Raw genomic sequence first — 16,022 nt, forward strand, 5'->3', positions numbered from 1 at the left:
ATTGTGTATGCCGACAAGCGATCAAGGGAACCCTGATCTACGCTAACACTCGCATTCCTAAATAGATCTGGCACATGCAAGGAGCCTGCATGAGGGTGTTGCGTCCTTTATCGCTCGTCTGCCTGGGGGTGTCGCTGGTGCTGACGGGATGCGGGGAGAAAAAAGCCCCTGAAGCCGAACTACCCAGGGTTGGTGTTCAACGTGTTCAGCCCAGTGATTTCGCAGCGTCCGTAACCCTGACCGGCGATGTTCAGGCGCGGGTGCAGACCGATCTTTCCTTTCGCGTGGGCGGCAAGATCATTGCCCGCAGCGTCGATGTCGGCGATCACATCAAGGCCAACCAGGTACTGGCCAGGCTTGACCCCAAGGACCTGCAGACCAACGTCGACTCGGCCAAGGCCGAGGTCTTCGCCGAGCAAGCGCGCGTGACCCAGACTGCCGCGGCCTTTGTTCGCCAGCAAAAACTGTTGCCCAAGGGCTACACCAGCCAGAGCGAGTACGACTCGGCCGAAGCCGCCTTGCGCAGCAGCCAGAGCGCACTCAAGGCCGCCCAGGCGCAACTGGCCAACGCCCGAGAGCAGTTGAGCTACACCGCGCTGGTCGCCGAGGCGGACGGGGTGATCACCGAGCGCCAGGCCGAGGTCGGCCAGGTGGTTCAGGCCACGGTGCCGATCTTCAGCCTGGCCCGCGATGGTGAGCGCGATGCGGTGTTCAATGTCTACGAAGCCTTGCTGGTGGCCCCGGCCACCCGTGAGGCAATCAAGGTCAGCCTGGTGGATAACCCGAAAATCCAGGCTCAGGGTTGCATCCGTGAGGTCACCCCGACGGTTTCGGCGCAAAGCGGCACGGTGCAGGTCAAGGTGGCATTGAATGAAGTGCCGCCCGGCATGGACCTGGGCTCGCCAGTTACTGCCACCGGCAAAGTTCAGGGCAAGCCGAGCGTAGAGTTGCCCTGGTCAGCGCTGACCAAAGACCTGCATGAGCCGGCGGTGTGGCTGGTGGGCGAGGGTGACAAGGTGCGCTTGCAGAAGGTCAAAGTGATGCGCTACCTGACCGGCAAGGTGGTGGTGGGCGATGGCCTCAAAGGTGGGGAAACCGTTGTGGTAACTGGCGGACAACTGCTAAATCCGGGCATGCAGGTGGAAATCGCGCCGCTTAAGGACAGCGGGGTGGCGCAATGAAAGCAATCACGTTTGTCTTGGGCGGCGCACTGCTGCTCGTAGGTTGCGGCAAGCAAGCCAGTGCGCCAGAACCTGTGCGACCAGTGCTGTCGGTCATTGCCCAGCCGCAGGTACAGGCCAATCTTGGACGTTTCGCTGGCAGCATCCAGGCCCGTTTTGAAAGCACCCTGGGCTTTCGTGTGGGTGGCCGGATTGCCCGGCGCTGGGTCGATGTCGGCAGTCAAGTGCAACCAGGCGATGTGCTTGCCAGCCTTGATCCCACCGACCAGCGCAACCAGTTGCGCGCCGCTGAGGGCGACCTGGCGAAGATCCAGGCGCAGTGGATCAACGCCCAGGCCAACGCCCGACGTCAGCAGCAGTTGTTTGATCGCGGCGTGGGTGCGCAAGCCCAGCTGGACATCGCGCAGACCGACCTGAAGACCACTGGAGCCTCCCTCAAGCAGGCGCGGGCGGCGGTTGACCAAGCCCGTGATCAACTGGGTTACAGCGAGCTGAAGGCCGACCATGGCGCCGTAGTGACCAATTGGCAGGCCGAGGCCGGGCAAACGGTGAGTGCCGGCCAGGCCGTGGTGACCCTGGCGCGACCGGATATCAAGGAAGCGGTGATCGACCTGCCGACCAGCCTGGCCGAGCAATTGAACACGCAGCTTCAGTTCCTGGTGGCCTCGCAACTGGACCCGGATATCAACACCACAGCGACCCTGCGTGAGCTGGAGCCGCAGGCCGATGCCACCACGCGCACCCGTCGCGCCCGCCTGACCTTGGTCGATACGCCGAATGCGTTCCGTCTCGGCACGGCTATCAGCGTCACCCTGACCTCGGCGGTTTCGCCACGCACCGAACTGCCGGCGTCGGCCTTGCTCGAAAGCGACGGCAAGACCCGGGTATGGGTGGTCGATCCGCAGCAAAAAACCGTCGCCACACGCGATGTGAAGCTGCTTGAGCGTACCCCCGGCAGCGTAGTGCTGGCCTCGGGCGTACAGCCTGGCGAGCGAGTAGTAACCGCCGGTGTAAACAGTCTCAAACCGGGCCAGAAGGTCATCGTCGACGAGGAAGACCCGCAATGAATGGAAGCTTCAACCTGTCGGAGTGGGCGCTGAAGCACCAATCCTTTGTCTGGTACCTGATGTTCGTCGGCTTGCTGATGGGCGTGTTTTCCTACATGAACCTGGGGCGTGAGGAAGACCCTTCGTTCACCATCAAGACCATGGTTATTCAGACCCGCTGGCCGGGTGCGACCCAGGATGAAACCCTGTACCAGGTCACCGACCGCATCGAAAAGAAGCTCGAAGAGCTGGACTCCCTCGACTATGTGAAAAGCTACACCCGCCCGGGCGAGTCGACCGTGTACGTCAACCTGCGCGACACCACCAAGGCCGAAGATATTCCGCAGATCTGGTATCAGGTGCGCAAGAAGATCCAGGATATTCGCGGCGAGTTTCCCCAAGGCATTCAGGGCCCGGGTTTCAACGATGAGTTCGGTGACGTGTTCGGCTCGATCTACGCCTTTACTGCCGATGGCCTGAGCATGCGCCAACTGCGCGACTACGTCGAACAGGTGCGCGCCGAGATCCGTGAAGTGCCCAACCTGGGCAAGGTGGAAATGATCGGCACCCAGGACGAGGTGCTCTACCTGAACTTCTCGACCCGCAAGCTGGCGTCGTTCGGCATCGACCAGCGCCAGGTATTGCAGGCCCTGCAGAGCCAGAACGCAGTCACCCCGGCCGGGGTGATCGAGGCCGGTCCCGAGCGCATTTCGGTACGCACCAGCGGGCAGTTCGCTTCGGAAAAAGACCTGGAAGCGGTCAACCTGCGGATAAACGACCGTTTTTTCCGCCTGGCGGATATCGCCGAGATCCAGCGAGGCTTTGTCGACCCACCCGCGCCGATGTTTCGCTACAACGGCCAGACCGCCATTGGTCTTGCCATCGGCATGAAGGCCGGCGGCAACATCCAGGTGTTCGGTGCCGACCTGCACAAGATGATGGACCGCGTGGTCTCCGAGTTGCCGGTTGGTGTTGGCGTGCATACGGTGTCTGACCAGGCGGTGGTAGTAGAGGAGGCCGTGGGCGGCTTTACCAGCGCCCTGTTCGAGGCGGTGGTGATCGTCCTGGTGGTCAGCTTCATCAGCCTCGGGGTACGCGCCGGTCTGGTGGTGGCCTGTTCGATTCCGCTGGTGCTGGCCATGGTCTTCATCTTCATGGAATACAGCGGCATCACCATGCAGCGGATCTCCCTGGGCGCGCTGATCATTGCCCTGGGCCTGTTGGTGGACGATGCGATGATCACCGTCGAGGTCATGGTCACGCGCCTGGAAATGGGCGAGAGCAAGGAGCAGGCAGCCACCTTCGCCTACACCTCGACCGCCTTTCCGATGCTTACCGGTACCCTGGTGACGGTCGCGGGCTTCGTGCCGATCGGCCTCAATGCCAGCTCGGCAGGGGAGTACACCTACACCCTGTTCGCGGTGATCGCGGCCGCCTTGCTGGTGTCCTGGGTGGTGGCCGTAGTATTTGCCCCGGTACTCGGCGTGCATATCCTCAGCACCAAGGTCAAACCGCACAGCGAAGAGCCGGGGCGTATCGGCAAGGCCTTTGGCAACAGCCTGCTGTGGTGCATGCGTCATCGCTGGCTGACTATCATCGGCACTGTGTTGCTGTTCGTGCTGGCGGTGTTCTGCATGCGATTCGTGCAGAACCAGTTCTTCCCGTCCTCGGACCGCCCGGAAATTCTCGTCGACCTCAACCTGCCGCAGAACGCCTCGATCGAGGAAACCCGCAAGGCCGTGGATCGCCTGGAAGCGACGCTCAAGGGCGACCCGGATATCGTGCGCTGGAGCACCTACATCGGCCAGGGCGCAATCCGTTTCTACCTGCCGCTGGACCAGCAACTGCAGAACCCGTACTACGCCCAGCTGGTGATTGTCAGCAAAGGCCTGGAGTCGCGCGAGGCATTGATGGCGCGCCTGCAAAAGCGTCTGCGTGAAGACTTCGTCGGCATTGGCAGCAACGTCCAGTCACTGGAAATGGGCCCGCCGGTCGGGCGACCAATCCAGTACCGGGTCAGCGGCAAGGACATCGATGAAGTGCGCAAGCACGCCATTGCCCTGGCTTCGCTGCTCGATCAGAACGAGCACATCGGCGAGATGATTTACGACTGGAACGAGCCGGGCAAGGTGCTGCGGGTCGAGATCGCCCAAGACAAGGCACGCCAGCTCGGGTTGTCGTCCGAAGACGTGGCCAATGTGATGAACAGCATTGTCAGCGGCGCGCCGGTGACCGAGGTCAACGACAACATCTACCTGATCGACGTCATCGCGCGCGCCGTAGACAGCGAGCGCGGCACGCCGCAGACCCTGCAAAACCTGCAGATCGTCACCCCCAACGGCACCTCGATCCCGCTGCTGGCCTTCGCCACCGTGCGCTATGAGCTGGAACAGCCGCTGGTATGGCGTCGCGACCGCAAACCGACCATCACCATCAAGGCCTCGGTGCGCGGCGAAATCCAGCCGACCGACCTGGTGGCCGAGCTCAAGCCGCAGATCGACAAATTCGCCAGCAAACTGCCGGTGGGTTACGCCGTGGCCACCGGCGGTACCGTAGAAGAAAGCGGCAAGGCCCAGGGCCCGATCGCCAAGGTGGTGCCGCTGATGCTGTTCATGATGGGCACCTTCCTGATGATCCAGCTGCACAGCGTGCAGAAGCTGTTCCTGGTCGCCAGCGTGGCGCCGCTGGGCTTGATCGGCGTGGTCCTGGCGCTGGTGCCGACCGGCACGCCGATGGGCTTTGTGGCGATCCTGGGGATTCTTGCGCTGATCGGCATCATCATCCGCAACTCGGTGATCCTGGTGACCCAGATCGACGAGTACGAAGCCCAGGGCTACTCGCCCTGGGATGCGGTGCTGGAAGCGACCAACCACAGGCGCCGGCCGATTTTGCTGACTGCGGCAGCGGCGAGCCTGGGCATGATCCCGATCGCCCGCGAAGTGTTCTGGGGGCCGATGGCCTACGCCATGATCGGCGGGATCATCGTCGCCACCTTGCTGACCCTGCTGTTTTTGCCGGCGCTGTACGTGGCCTGGTACAAGATCCGCGAGCCGCAGCGCCAGTGATTACGCCATCGCGGGTCCAGCCCGCTCCCACAGTTGCAACGGTGTATTCTGTGGGAGCGGGCTTGACCCGCGATGCTTTTAGATCCAGACCGCATCCCAATGAGGATAGTCACCAATTCGCTGCACCAGCCCTGCACGAATAGGGTTGGCAACAATGTAACGAGCTACTGCCTGGACATCTTCTTCATAGCGCAATGCACGATCATGAAACCCAGGCTGCCAGAGTCTGCTTTTGAGTTTGCACGCCTTGCAAATGGCGCAGCCACTGCGTGACTTGAGCCTGCGCATTAGTGTTTTCAATGTGCAGGACTGCAACTCAATGAGCCAATGAAAGTGATCAGGCATTACTACCCAGGCCAGTGATCGCGCAGCGCCTTCTTGCTCAGCTAGTTTGAATTGGGCAACGACGAGCCGGGCCAAGCCAAACTCTCTGAGTATGGGGGCCCGGTTTTCAGTGATGCTCGTCAGTAGATACAACCTGCCGGGTTCGGAAATTCGCCCCCGTCGCAGGCGCTTGGAGTGTGGACGGTCCATGTCGACTTCCTTGAGTTTGAAACTTCAAGGTAGCTGGACTCGCTGGGGGAGCATGGAGGTCTTGAAAACAGAATGTTTCCCTGTGCCATAGATGTGGGAGCGGCGACCCGACTTGACCCGCGATAAATTCAGCGCTTGTTCAAGCCCTTCGCCAACCGGTCCCCGCCCAGCTGAATCAACGCCACCAGCACCACCAGCATGACGATCACCGTCAGCATGATCTGGCTGTCGAAGCGCTGGTAGCCATAGCGGTAGGCAATGTCGCCCAGGCCTCCGGCACCAATGGCGCCGGCCATGGCCGAGGAGTTGATCATGGTCACCAGGGTGATGGTAAAGCCGCCAACGATGCCCGGCAGGGCTTCGGGCAGCAGTACATGCCAGACGATATGCCAGCGCCGGCAGCCCATGGCCTGGGCCGCTTCGATCAGGCCGTGGTCGACCTCGCGCAGGCTGACTTCGGCAATGCGCGCAAAGAACGGTGTGGCGGCAATGGTCAGCGGTACCACTGCCGCCCAGACGCCGTAGGTGGTGCCGACGATCAAGCGGGTGAAGGGAATCAAGGCCACCATCAGGATCAGGAACGGAATCGAGCGGAACAGGTTGACGAAGGCGCCGAGCACCCGGTTCAGGGTGGGCGCTTCGAAGATCCCGCCCTTGCCACTGGTGACCAGGATCACCGCCAGCGGCACGCCGGCGAGCAGGGCGATCAGCGATGAGACGCCGACCATCATCAGGGTGTCGAGCACGCCCTGGAGCAAGCGATCAAACCACATAACCCAATACCTCCACTTGTGCCGCCCATTGCCGGGCGCGCTCAATCACTTGCTCGTGGCGGTGAGGCGAGTTGGCCACCGACACAACAAGTTGCCCCAACGCGCGGCCCTGGATCGGTTCGATGCCGCCTTGCAGCAAGCTGATCCGACCGCCGAGCAAGGCGAATAATGAAGACAATTCCGGCGCCTGCTTGTCTTTGCCACTCACCCGCAAGCTCAACACCAGTGCTGCCTCAGGCCCCGCCGGTTGCGGCTGCAAGCGAGCCTGCAACGCAGCTGGCAGAGCAGGCTGCAAGGGCGCGAGCAGGGTCTTGCTGACCTCATGCTGCGGATCGCCGAACACCTGCCAGACAGCGCCTTGTTCAACGATGCGCCCACGCTCGAGCACCACCACCCGGTGGCAGATATCGCGGATCACCGCCATCTCGTGGGTGATCAACACGATGGTCAAACCCAGGCGCTGGTTGATATCGCGTAGCAGGCCGAGGATCGACTCGGTGGTTTCCGGGTCGAGTGCCGACGTAGCCTCGTCACACAGCAGGATCTCGGGGTCATGCACCAGCGCCCGGGCAATGCCGACGCGCTGCTTCTGCCCGCCGGACAACTGCGCCGGGTAGACGTGATGCTTCTCCTGCAGGCCGACCAGTTCCAGCAATTGGGCAACCTTGCGCTGGCGCTCGGCCTTGGGCACGCCGGCGACCTTGAGCGGTAGCTCGACGTTCTGCCAGACGGTCTTGGCCGACATCAGGTTGAAGTGCTGGAAGATCATGCCGATGCGCCGGCGCAGGCGCACCAGGCGGCCTTCGTCGTACTCGCCGATGTCTACCTGGTCGATCAGCACCCGGCCCTGGCTGGGTTGCTCCAGGCGGTTGATGGTGCGGATCAGCGACGACTTGCCGGCGCCGCTGCGGCCGATGATGCCGAAGATCTCGCCGTGCTGGATGTTCAGGTCGATGCCGTCCAGCGCCGGGGCCTGTTGGCCAGGGTACGTCTTGCCGAGGCCAATGAAGCGTACATGGGCGTTGCCCAGCTCCGGGTGCAAGGCCCGTTGCCGGGCCTGTTGCAGGGGCGCAAAAGTGGCCTGCTGCTCCTGCGCCACGCGGGCGCTGATGGCGCTCATTTCAGCTCTCCCAGCCGGCTTGGTAGAGCTTGCCGTGGGCCTGGTCGAGGGCAACACGCACCACCGGCGAGTGTTGGTAGATGTCGATGAACCTGGCCAGGCGCGGGTCGTCCTTGCTCTGCGGGCGGATGACGAACTGGATCACGTATTCCTTGTGGTCGAGGCCGTCGAACAGCAGCGCCGAAGTGGCGTCGAAGGTCTTGGCCAGGCGGATGTAGGCCGGGTAGCCCTGGACCAGGTCGGCGTCGTCGTAGGCACGCACCAGTTGTACTGCTTCAACCTGGAGGATCTTCAGCTTCTTCGGATTGGCGACAATGTCTTCTTCGGTAGCCTTGTAGCCGACGCCGGGCTTGAGGGTGATCAGGCCGGCCTTGGCCAGCAACTGCAAACCGCGGCCGCTGTTGATCGGGTCGTTGGCGATGGCCACGCTGGCGCCCTCGGGCAGCTCGGCGAAGCTCTTGTACTTTTTCGAATACAGGCCGACGTTGTTGATGATCCCCGGGGCGAAGGGCACCAGGTCGAAACCGGCAGCAGCCTTGGCGTTTTCCAGGAACGGGATGTGCTGGAAGTAGTTCACGTCGATGTCGCCGGCCGCCAGGCTGACATTCGGCGCGATCCAGTCGCTGAACTCGATCAGTTCGACGTCCAGGCCCTGTTTCTTGGCCTCGCTGACGGCGGCTTCAAGCGGGATCGAGAAGGCTGCGGTGGTGCCGACTTTCAGGGCATCGGCGGCCTGGGCGGCGCCGAGCAGGCCGAGGCTCAAGGCCAGGGCTGCAACCGGGCGGGCAATAAAGGTCTTAAGCATGCTGTAGCGCTCCCGTCGGGGTTGTGGTGGTGTGGCGATAGCTGGCGCCAGGATGGTCTGCCGGCAGGTGAGGCTGGTCGCTGGCGAAGAGTTTTTCGCGCAGGCTGCCCTGTTCGTAGGCGGTCTTGTACGAGCCGCGGCGTTGCAACTCGGGGATGACCAGGTCGATGAAGTCGACATAGCTTTCCGGGGTGACCGTGCGCGCCAGGTTGAAACCGTCGAGGCCGGTTTCGGCGATCCAGCTTTCCAGCGCGTCGGCGACCTGGGTCGGCGAGCCGATCAGGGTGATGTAGCGCCCGCCCAGAGCGTGCTGTTCGAGCAGCTTGCGCCGGGTCCAGTCGTTGTTCTGCAGGTTCTTGGTTGCAGACTGGATGGCATTGCTTTTCACGTACTGGATCGGCTCGTCCAGTTCGTACTCGGAAAAATCGATAGCGGTGGAACTGGCAAAGTGCGCAACACCGGCCTCGGGGCTGGCATAGCGCAGGTACTCGGCGTGCTTGGCCTTGGCCTGTTCTTCGGTGCGGGCGACGATCACCGTCAGGCCCATGAACACCTTGATGGCCTGCGGGTCGCGCCCGGCTGCGACGGCGGCAGCGCGGACCTTGTCGACCTGGGCGCGGGTGGCGGCCTTGTTCTGGCCGCTGATGAACACGCATTCGGCATGGTTGCCGGCAAAGCCCAGGCCACGCTCGGAGCTGCCAGCCTGGAACAGCACCGGCGTACGCTGCGGCGACGGCTCGCAGAGGTGATAGCCCTCGACCCGGTAGAACTCGCCTTGATGCTTGACCTTGTGCACCTTGTCCGGCTGGGCGTAGATCCGCTGCTGCTGATCATTGAGCACCGCGCCGTCTTCCCAGCTGCCTTCCCAGAGCTTGTACAGCACCTGCAGGTACTCGTCGGCCTGGTCATAGCGGCGGTCGTGCTCGGGTTGCTGGTCCAGGCCCATGGCCTTGGCAGCGCTGTCGAGGTAGCCGGTGACGATGTTCCAGCCGACCCGGCCACGGCTCAGGTGGTCGAGGGTGGAAAGGCGCCGGGCAAACAGGTACGGCGGCTCGTAGGTGAGGTTGGCGGTCAGGCCGAAACCCAGGTTGCGGGTGACCGCGGCCATGGCCGAGACCAGCAGCAGCGGGTCGTTGACCGGTAGCTGGATCGACTCTTTGAGCGGTACATCGACCGACTGCTGGTAGACGTCGTAGACACCGACGATATCGGCGATGAACAGCCCGTCGAACAGCCCGCGCTCGAGCAACTGGGCAAGCTCGGTCCAGTATTCGAGGGTTTTGTACTGGCTCGAGTTGTCCCGCGGGTGGGTCCACAGGCCGTGGTTGATATGGCCAACGCAGTTCATGTTGAAGGCGTTGAGCAGGATCTTTTTCTTGGCCATCAGATGGTGCCCCGCAACGGTGGGTTTTCATCGTTGAGGTAGTAGTTGCCGATGGCGTGGTACTTCCAGCGCACCGGGTCGTGCAGGGTGTGCACCCGGGCGTTGCGCCAGTGCCGGTCGAGGCCATGCTCGGCCAGGGTGGCCTGGCTGCCCGACAGCTCGAACAGAGTGGTGCCGGCGGCGAGGGAGATCTCGGTGCTGATCGCCCGCGCTTCGGCCACGGCGATGGAGGCGGCGGCGACGGTTGTGGCATTGGGCTCGGCCTGGGCGCGGTCGAGGTACTCGCCGGCGCGTTCGAGCAGCGCTTCAGTGGCGTGCAAACGGATCGCCAGGTGGCCGAAGGATTTCAGCGTCAGCGGATCTTCGCTGGCCTGCTCGACCCCGGAGTCGACCCATGGCCGGCTGCGGGTGCGCACGAAGTGCAGGGCATCTTCGTAGGCGGCGCGGGCGATGCCGGTGTCGATGGCGGCGTGGAGGATCTGCGCCAGCGGGCCGACCGTGGTCGGACGCTCGAAGGCGCTCTGGAACGGCAGCACGTCTTCGGCGGCGACCTGGACGTTGTCGAACAGCACCGAACCGCTACCGGTGGTGCGCTGGCCGAAGCCGCTCCAGTCGTCGATGACTTTCAGCCCGGCGCTGTCTGCCGGGACGAAGGCCAGGCGCTGGACGCCGTCCTCATCGACAACCGAGGTGGGAATGCGCTGGGCATAGATTGCGCCGGTGGCGTAGAACTTGCGGCCATTGATGCGATAAGCGTCGCCGTCTCGGGTCAGGGCCGTGGTGCGGTCGTGGGCAGTTTTGGTACCCAGCTCGGCCAGGGCATTGCCGAAGCGCTGGCCGGCCAGTACTTCGGCGTACAGGCGCTGCTGTTGCTGCGGGCTGCCGTTGACCCGCAGCACTTCGAGGGCATAGAAGTGGTTCTGCGGGATCTGCCCCAGCGAGGCGTCGGCCTGGGCGATGCGGGCGATGACCTTGGCCAGGGTGACGTTCGACACGCCAGCGCCACCAAAGGCCTTGGGTACGCTGATGCCCCACAGGCCGGAGCGCGAGAACAGTTCAAGTTCAGGGTGCGGCAGGCGTCGTTCGCGGTCGCGCAGGGCGCTGTCGCGGCGCAGCTGGACGGCGATTTCCTCGGCGACTTGCAATGCCTGGGCGTCAGTGTGGATGACCGCGACGTTGGCGTGCGGTTGTGGCAAAAGGCTCATAAACAGGGCTCCAGTGGTCTGGTCAAATCCAGGAGTGCCGGGCAGGCAAGGTACCGTTGAGGTGATAGGCGCCGACGGCGTGGTATTTCCAGCGCACCGGATCGTGCAGGGTGTGCACGCGGGCATTGCGCCAGTGCCGGTCGAGGTTGAACTCGGCCAGGGTGGCGCGGCTGCCGGAGAGCTCGAAGAGCTTCTCGCTGGCCAGCAGCGAAATCTCGGTGGTCAGCACCTTGGCTTCGGCCACGGCAATCGAAGCGCGAGCGGCTGCAGCGGCATCGACCGGCGCGGCGCTGACTTCGTCGAGCACCCGCGCAGCCTTGGAAAGCAGCGCCTGGGCGGCATGCAGCTCAAGCTGCAGGCGGCCGACATCGGCGATTACATAGAGATCATCGCTGGCACGATCGACCTTGGCGTCGATCCATGGCCGGGCTTTGTCGCGAACGAAGGCGATGGTGTCGGCAATCGCCGCTTCGGCGATACCGGCATCAATGGCCGCCTGGATCAGCTGCGAAGCCGCGCCCTGGATGTTTGCTACTTCGCTCTGTTTCCAGGTGTCGATCACCAGTTCCGCATCGACCTGCACCTTGTCCAGCAGCACGGTGCCGCTGGCGGTGGTGCGCTGGCCGAAACCCGACCAGTCATCGACGATGCGCAGGCCCGGGGTGCCGCGGCGGACAAAGGCCATGACCTGACGGCCGTCATCGTTCAACGCCTTGACCGCGACCCAATGGGCAAACAGGGCGCCGGTGGAGTAGAACTTCTGGCCGCTGAGCACATAGTGATCGCCCTCGCGGGTGATCCGTGCCTTGAGGTCCAGGGTGTGCTTGGTGCCGCGTTCCGGCCCGGCATTGCCGATGCGCCAGCCATCGAGCACCGAGGTGAACAGCAGCTCTTTCTGCCGCTGTGTGGCGGTGCCTTTGAGCAGTTGCAGGATGCCGAACTGGTTTTGCGGGATCTGCCCCAGCGCCGGGTCGGCGGCGCTGATGATGCGAAAGACTTCAGCGATGGTGACAAACGACACCTGCGCGCCACCAAAGGCGCGCGGGATGCTGATGCTGCCCAGGCCGCTGCGGGTGAACTGTTCGATTTCTGCCCAGGGCAGCTTGCGTTGCTGGTCGCGCTTGGCCGCCTGGGTGCGTGCTGCTTCGGCCAGCTCGTGGGCTGCCTGCAGGGCTTGTTCGTCGTTGCTCAGCACCTTGGCCGGCAGCAACAGCGGGGCGCTGTCCAGATCGCTGTGGACTGTGGTTTCTGCCAGATTGGACATCAGTACCGCTCCTTGGCTGCACTCAATGCCCTGGCGTTACGCACTGGGGTGATTGTGTTCCTGACCATACCTACCTCACGAATTGAAAACGTCGGCGCGGGTTGCGACGACAAAATTGCGCTGGTCCGGTGGTCCGGTGCATATACCCTAATAGCGTATAAAAATTAAATAAACTAACTTTTAGGAATAAATATAGAAGTACTTGGCGGTCGCTGGACGAACGCCTGCCGGGGCTGGGCAGGCGCTGTAAGAGGGGCGGGAAAGGTCGGGGAAAACTCAGTAGCCGGTGTTCTGCGTACCGAGGAACTTGCTCAGGAACTGGCGTGTGCGGTCTTCCTTGGGGTGGGCGAACAGCGCTTTGGCTTCGCCCTGTTCAACGATCACGCCCTTGTCGAAGAAGATCACCCGGTTGGCCACGTCGCGGGCAAAACTCATCTCGTGGGTGACGATGATCATGGTGCGCTTTTCTTCGGCCAGACCACGAATGGTCGCCAGCACTTCGCCGACCAGCTCGGGGTCGAGCGCCGAGGTCGGCTCGTCGAAGAGGATCACTTCCGGCTCCATCGCCAGGGCCCGGGCAATCGCTACCCGCTGCTGCTGACCGCCGGAGAGCTTGCGCGGGTAGGCGGCTTCCTTGCCGGCCAGGCCGACCTTGGCCAGCAGCTTCATGCCCAGGGCCACGGCTTGTTCGTGCGGAGTTTTCTTGACCACCAGCGGGCCTTCGATGACGTTCTCCAGCGCCGTACGATGGGGGAACAGGTTGAAGTTCTGAAACACGAAGCCGACCTCCTGGCGCAACTGGCGGATCAGCCCGCTTTGCTGGCCCAGCGGGCGGTTGGCGTCGATTTCTACCTTGCCGACCTTGATGCGCCCGCTGCTGGGGGTTTCCAGCAGGTTCAGGCAGCGCAGGAAGGTGGTCTTGCCCGAGCCGCTAGGGCCGATGATGGCGATCACCTCGCCGGCCTCGACCTTGAGGCTGATGTCATCGAGCACGGTCTGGCCGTTGAACTGCTTGCTCAGTCGTTGTACCTCGATCATGCCTCAGGACTCCTGGTCGTGCCGGTTAACCCGCGCTTCCAGGCGGTTCTGCAGGTGCGCGAGAACGCTGGCTAGCACCCAGTAGATCAGTGCGGCGGCAAGGTACATGGTGAAGATTTCGAAGGTGCGCGCAGTAATCAGCTGCGCCTGGCGGAACAGCTCCGGCACCTGGATGGTGGCGGCCAGGGCGGTGTCCTTGACCAGCGAAATAAAGCTGTTGCCCAGTGGCGGCAAGGCGGTGCGCGCCGCTTGCGGCAGGATTGCCCGGCGCATGGCCTGGCCACGGGTCATGCCGATGCTGGCGGCAGCCTCCCACTGGCCGCGGTCGATGGAACTGATCGCGGCACGGAGAATTTCACAGGCATAGGCGGCCATGTTCAGCGAGAAGCCGATCAACGCTGCGGGCAGCGGGTCGAGCTCGATGCCCAGTTGCGGCAGGCCGTAGTAGATCATGAACAGCTGCACCAGCAGCGGCGTGCCGCGAAAGAACGACACGTAGACCCGCGCCGTCCAGCTCAGCAGCTTGATCGACGACAGGCGCATCAGCGCCAGGCCAAAGCCCAGCAACAGGCCAAAGAACATCCCGCCGAGGCTGAGAATGACCGTAAAGTACGCGCCCTTGAGCAAAAAGGGCGCGGACTCCAGCGCCAGTTGCAAAGCTGCTTCCATTATTGGGTGACGTCAGCGTTGAAGTACTTTTCCGAAAGCTTTTTCAGTGTGCCGTCGGCGCGTAGCTTGTCGAGAGCTTTGTTCACTGCTGCCAGCAGTTCCGGCTCGCCTTTGCGCAGGGCAATACCGGCTTCCTGGCGGGAGAAGGCGTCACCGGCGGCAGTGGTGTCCTTGGCTTTCTTGGCGTATTCCAGCGCCGCCAGACGGTCGATCAGGATGGCGTCGATCCGGCCGACGCGCAGGTCCTGGAACTTGGTCGGATCGTCTTCGTAGGTGCGCACGTCCGCGGTCGGCACGTTGGCTTTGACCCACTGTTCGTAGTTGGTGCCCAGGCCCACGCCGACTTTCTTGCCGCCCAGGTCGGCAGCGGACTTGATGTTCAGCTCGGCGGCCTTTTTCGTCAGCACCAGCGCCTGAATCCCGGAAACGGTGTAGGGCGCGGAGAAGTCATACTTCTTCTTGCGCTCATCGGAGATGGTCACCTGGTTCACCACCGCGTCCAGGCGCTTGGACTCCAGTGCCGCGAGGATGCCATCCCACTTGGTTGGCTGCAGCTTGACCTTGACCCCCAGCTCCTTGGCCAGGGCTTCGGAAAGCTCCACTTCGAAGCCGGCCAGCTTGCCGTCGGCGTCGACGAAGCTGAACGGTGGATAAGTGCCTTCAAGGCCGATGTTGATCACGCCCTTGTCTTTGATCTGCTGCAGTTGCTCACCAGCGACAGCCTGGCCGAGCAGGCTGGCGCCGAGCAGCAAGCCGAGGCCTGCGGCGATTGCCTGTTTACCGAAAGCGGAAATCTTCATGGTTAGCCCCAATGTTGTTGTGAGTGTGGCGCTGACTATAGGGTGACGCTTTTAGTCTTAAAAATAATATAAATTCATTTTCTTATATTATTTTCAAATAAGTTAGTTAGCCGTTCCAGACCTCAGGGTAGGCGAATAATGCCGGGGCCCCACCGGTATGCAGAAAAATCAGCGGGCCGTCATCGAATCGCTGACGGGCAATACCATCAAGCAGCCCGGCCATGGCCTTGCCGGTGTATACCGGGTCAAGCAGCAAGCCTTCCTGGCTGGCCAGCAGGCGGATGGCGGCGAGGGTACCGGCGTTCGGTTCGCCATAGCGCGGGGCGAAGTACTCATCCCACAATTCGATCTTGAAGGTGGCCGGCAGGCGCAGGCCCAGCAGCTCGGCGGTGCGCTCGGCCAGGCCCTGGACTTTCGGGCGCTGGTCTTCGTCGCTGCGCGACACGGTGACGCCGATCACCGGCAGCTTCGGCAGTTTTTCTGCCAGGGCGATGGCCAGGCCGCTGTGGGTACCGGCACTGCCGGAGGCCAGCAGCACCCCGGCGAACTGCTCGCCGCAATGTTCGATCTGTTCGGCCAGCTCCAGGCCTGCGCGTACATACCCCAGGGCACCGAGGGCGTTGGAGCCGCCAATCGGCACGATGTAGGGCTTGCGGCCACTGGCGTGCAGGCGCACGGCCAGGGCCTGCAGTTGTTCGTCGGCATTGTCGAGGTTATCGACCAGCTCGACCTTGGCGTCGAACAGCTCCAGCAACAGGCGGTTGCCGTTGTGCTGGTAGTTGAGTGAATCGGTACCGATCGGGTTTTCCAGCAAGGCTACGCAGGCCAGGCCCAGTTGCGCGGCCAGCGCCGCGGTCTGGCGCACATGGTTGGACTGGATGGCGCCTGCGGTGACCAGGGTGTCGGCGCCCTTGGCCAGGGCATCGGCGGCCAGGTATTCGAGCTTGCGTAGTTTGTTGCCGCCCAGCGCCAACGGCGTGCAGTCGTCGCGTTTGACGTAGATGTCGCGGCCGGCCCAGGCTGACAGCCGATGCAGTTTTTCCAGCGCGGTAGGGGCGCCAAGCAGGTCCAGACGATTGAAGCGGGCAAGCTGTCGGTCGATCATGGGGTCACGTCGGCTAGGTAAAATTCGACTATA

The 16,022-nt window shown here is 63.0% G+C and carries 14 protein-coding genes; 3 read left to right on the top strand and 11 right to left on the bottom strand.

Annotated elements, in window-relative coordinates; all coding sequences use genetic code 11:
* Positions 1 to 89: 89 nt before the first annotated feature.
* From UB48_RS22375 to UB48_RS22385, 3 genes are read left to right on the top strand one after another with little or no spacing between them, the layout of a single operon-like run.
* Positions 90 to 1,181, top strand: a complete 1,092-nt coding sequence (locus UB48_RS22375; RefSeq protein WP_045201124.1) for an efflux RND transporter periplasmic adaptor subunit — start codon at positions 90 to 92, stop codon at positions 1,179 to 1,181.
* Positions 1,178 to 2,248 (top strand): efflux RND transporter periplasmic adaptor subunit, encoded by a 1,071-nt coding sequence (locus UB48_RS22380; RefSeq protein WP_045201126.1) that lies wholly within the window; start codon positions 1,178 to 1,180, stop codon positions 2,246 to 2,248. Before UB48_RS22375 ends, UB48_RS22380 begins: the two co-directional genes overlap by 4 nt.
* Entirely contained in the window at positions 2,245 to 5,292 is a 3,048-nt protein-coding gene (locus tag UB48_RS22385; protein WP_045201128.1) for an efflux RND transporter permease subunit, read from the top strand. The genes UB48_RS22380 and UB48_RS22385 overlap by 4 nt, the downstream gene beginning before the upstream one ends.
* A gap of 78 nt (positions 5,293 to 5,370) precedes the next feature.
* Here the strand turns inward: UB48_RS22385 and UB48_RS22390 are convergent, their stop codons facing one another.
* From UB48_RS22390 to UB48_RS22440, 11 genes are all read right to left on the bottom strand, one after another.
* Positions 5,371 to 5,826, bottom strand: a complete 456-nt coding sequence (locus UB48_RS22390; protein WP_045201130.1) for a transposase — start codon at positions 5,824 to 5,826, stop codon at positions 5,371 to 5,373.
* Between the two features lie 128 nt (positions 5,827 to 5,954).
* Positions 5,955 to 6,599, bottom strand: a complete 645-nt coding sequence (locus UB48_RS22395) for a methionine ABC transporter permease (protein ID WP_045201132.1) — start codon at positions 6,597 to 6,599, stop codon at positions 5,955 to 5,957.
* A complete protein-coding gene (locus tag UB48_RS22400) occupies positions 6,589 to 7,719 on the bottom strand; it encodes a methionine ABC transporter ATP-binding protein (protein ID WP_045201134.1) in 1,131 nt (376 codons plus the stop codon). The genes UB48_RS22395 and UB48_RS22400 overlap by 11 nt, the downstream gene beginning before the upstream one ends.
* A 1-nt stretch (position 7,720) precedes the next feature.
* Entirely contained in the window at positions 7,721 to 8,524 is an 804-nt protein-coding gene (locus UB48_RS22405; RefSeq protein WP_045201136.1) for a MetQ/NlpA family ABC transporter substrate-binding protein, read from the bottom strand.
* Positions 8,517 to 9,908 (bottom strand): LLM class flavin-dependent oxidoreductase, encoded by a 1,392-nt coding sequence (locus UB48_RS22410; RefSeq protein ID WP_045201138.1) that lies wholly within the window; start codon positions 9,906 to 9,908, stop codon positions 8,517 to 8,519. Before UB48_RS22410 ends, UB48_RS22405 begins: the two co-directional genes overlap by 8 nt.
* Complete coding sequence (locus UB48_RS22415) at positions 9,908 to 11,113, bottom strand: SfnB family sulfur acquisition oxidoreductase (protein WP_045201140.1); 1,206 nt, start codon at positions 11,111 to 11,113, stop codon at positions 9,908 to 9,910. Before UB48_RS22415 ends, UB48_RS22410 begins: the two co-directional genes overlap by 1 nt.
* A 22-nt stretch (positions 11,114 to 11,135) precedes the next feature.
* Positions 11,136 to 12,377: an SfnB family sulfur acquisition oxidoreductase gene (locus UB48_RS22420; RefSeq protein ID WP_045201141.1), complete on the bottom strand. Its 1,242-nt coding sequence runs from the start codon at positions 12,375 to 12,377 to the stop codon at positions 11,136 to 11,138.
* Positions 12,378 to 12,653: 276 nt separating this feature from the next.
* Entirely contained in the window at positions 12,654 to 13,415 is a 762-nt protein-coding gene (gene tcyN, locus UB48_RS22425) for an L-cystine ABC transporter ATP-binding protein TcyN (protein ID WP_045201142.1), read from the bottom strand.
* Between the two features lie 3 nt (positions 13,416 to 13,418).
* Positions 13,419 to 14,084 carry a cystine ABC transporter permease gene (gene tcyL, locus UB48_RS22430; RefSeq protein ID WP_045201143.1) on the bottom strand — a complete coding sequence of 222 codons (666 nt, stop codon included), beginning with the start codon at positions 14,082 to 14,084 and terminating at the stop codon, positions 13,419 to 13,421.
* Positions 14,084 to 14,884, bottom strand: coding sequence for a cystine ABC transporter substrate-binding protein (gene tcyJ / locus UB48_RS22435; protein ID WP_045201144.1), 801 nt, complete (start codon positions 14,882 to 14,884; stop codon positions 14,084 to 14,086). Before tcyJ ends, tcyL begins: the two co-directional genes overlap by 1 nt.
* 106 nt (positions 14,885 to 14,990) lie before the next feature.
* On the bottom strand, positions 14,991 to 15,989 hold the full coding sequence (locus UB48_RS22440) for a D-cysteine desulfhydrase (protein WP_045201145.1): 999 nt from the start codon (positions 15,987 to 15,989) through the stop codon (positions 14,991 to 14,993).
* Positions 15,990 to 16,022 lie beyond the last annotated feature (33 nt).

It is taken from the genome of Pseudomonas sp. 2(2015) (genome assembly GCF_000955865.1).
GTDB lineage: Bacteria > Pseudomonadota > Gammaproteobacteria > Pseudomonadales > Pseudomonadaceae > Aquipseudomonas.

Coding starts and splice junctions, on each gene's coding strand:
- UB48_RS22420 (WP_045201141.1), bottom strand. CDS start 12,377: ATGTCCAATCTGGCAGAAACCACAGTCCACAGCGATCTGGACAGCGCC.
- UB48_RS22410 (WP_045201138.1), bottom strand. CDS start 9,908: ATGGCCAAGAAAAAGATCCTGCTCAACGCCTTCAACATGAACTGCGTT.
- UB48_RS22440 (WP_045201145.1), bottom strand. CDS start 15,989: ATGATCGACCGACAGCTTGCCCGCTTCAATCGTCTGGACCTGCTTGGC.
- UB48_RS22415 (WP_045201140.1), bottom strand. CDS start 11,113: ATGAGCCTTTTGCCACAACCGCACGCCAACGTCGCGGTCATCCACACT.
- UB48_RS22380 (WP_045201126.1), top strand. CDS start 1,178: ATGAAAGCAATCACGTTTGTCTTGGGCGGCGCACTGCTGCTCGTAGGT.
- UB48_RS22395 (WP_045201132.1), bottom strand. CDS start 6,599: ATGTGGTTTGATCGCTTGCTCCAGGGCGTGCTCGACACCCTGATGATG.
- UB48_RS22375 (WP_045201124.1), top strand. CDS start 90: ATGAGGGTGTTGCGTCCTTTATCGCTCGTCTGCCTGGGGGTGTCGCTG.
- UB48_RS22400 (WP_045201134.1), bottom strand. CDS start 7,719: ATGAGCGCCATCAGCGCCCGCGTGGCGCAGGAGCAGCAGGCCACTTTT.
- UB48_RS22405 (WP_045201136.1), bottom strand. CDS start 8,524: ATGCTTAAGACCTTTATTGCCCGCCCGGTTGCAGCCCTGGCCTTGAGC.
- tcyJ (WP_045201144.1), bottom strand. CDS start 14,884: ATGAAGATTTCCGCTTTCGGTAAACAGGCAATCGCCGCAGGCCTCGGC.
- UB48_RS22385 (WP_045201128.1), top strand. CDS start 2,245: ATGAATGGAAGCTTCAACCTGTCGGAGTGGGCGCTGAAGCACCAATCC.
- tcyN (WP_045201142.1), bottom strand. CDS start 13,415: ATGATCGAGGTACAACGACTGAGCAAGCAGTTCAACGGCCAGACCGTG.
- UB48_RS22390 (WP_045201130.1), bottom strand. CDS start 5,826: ATGGACCGTCCACACTCCAAGCGCCTGCGACGGGGGCGAATTTCCGAA.
- tcyL (WP_045201143.1), bottom strand. CDS start 14,084: ATGGAAGCAGCTTTGCAACTGGCGCTGGAGTCCGCGCCCTTTTTGCTC.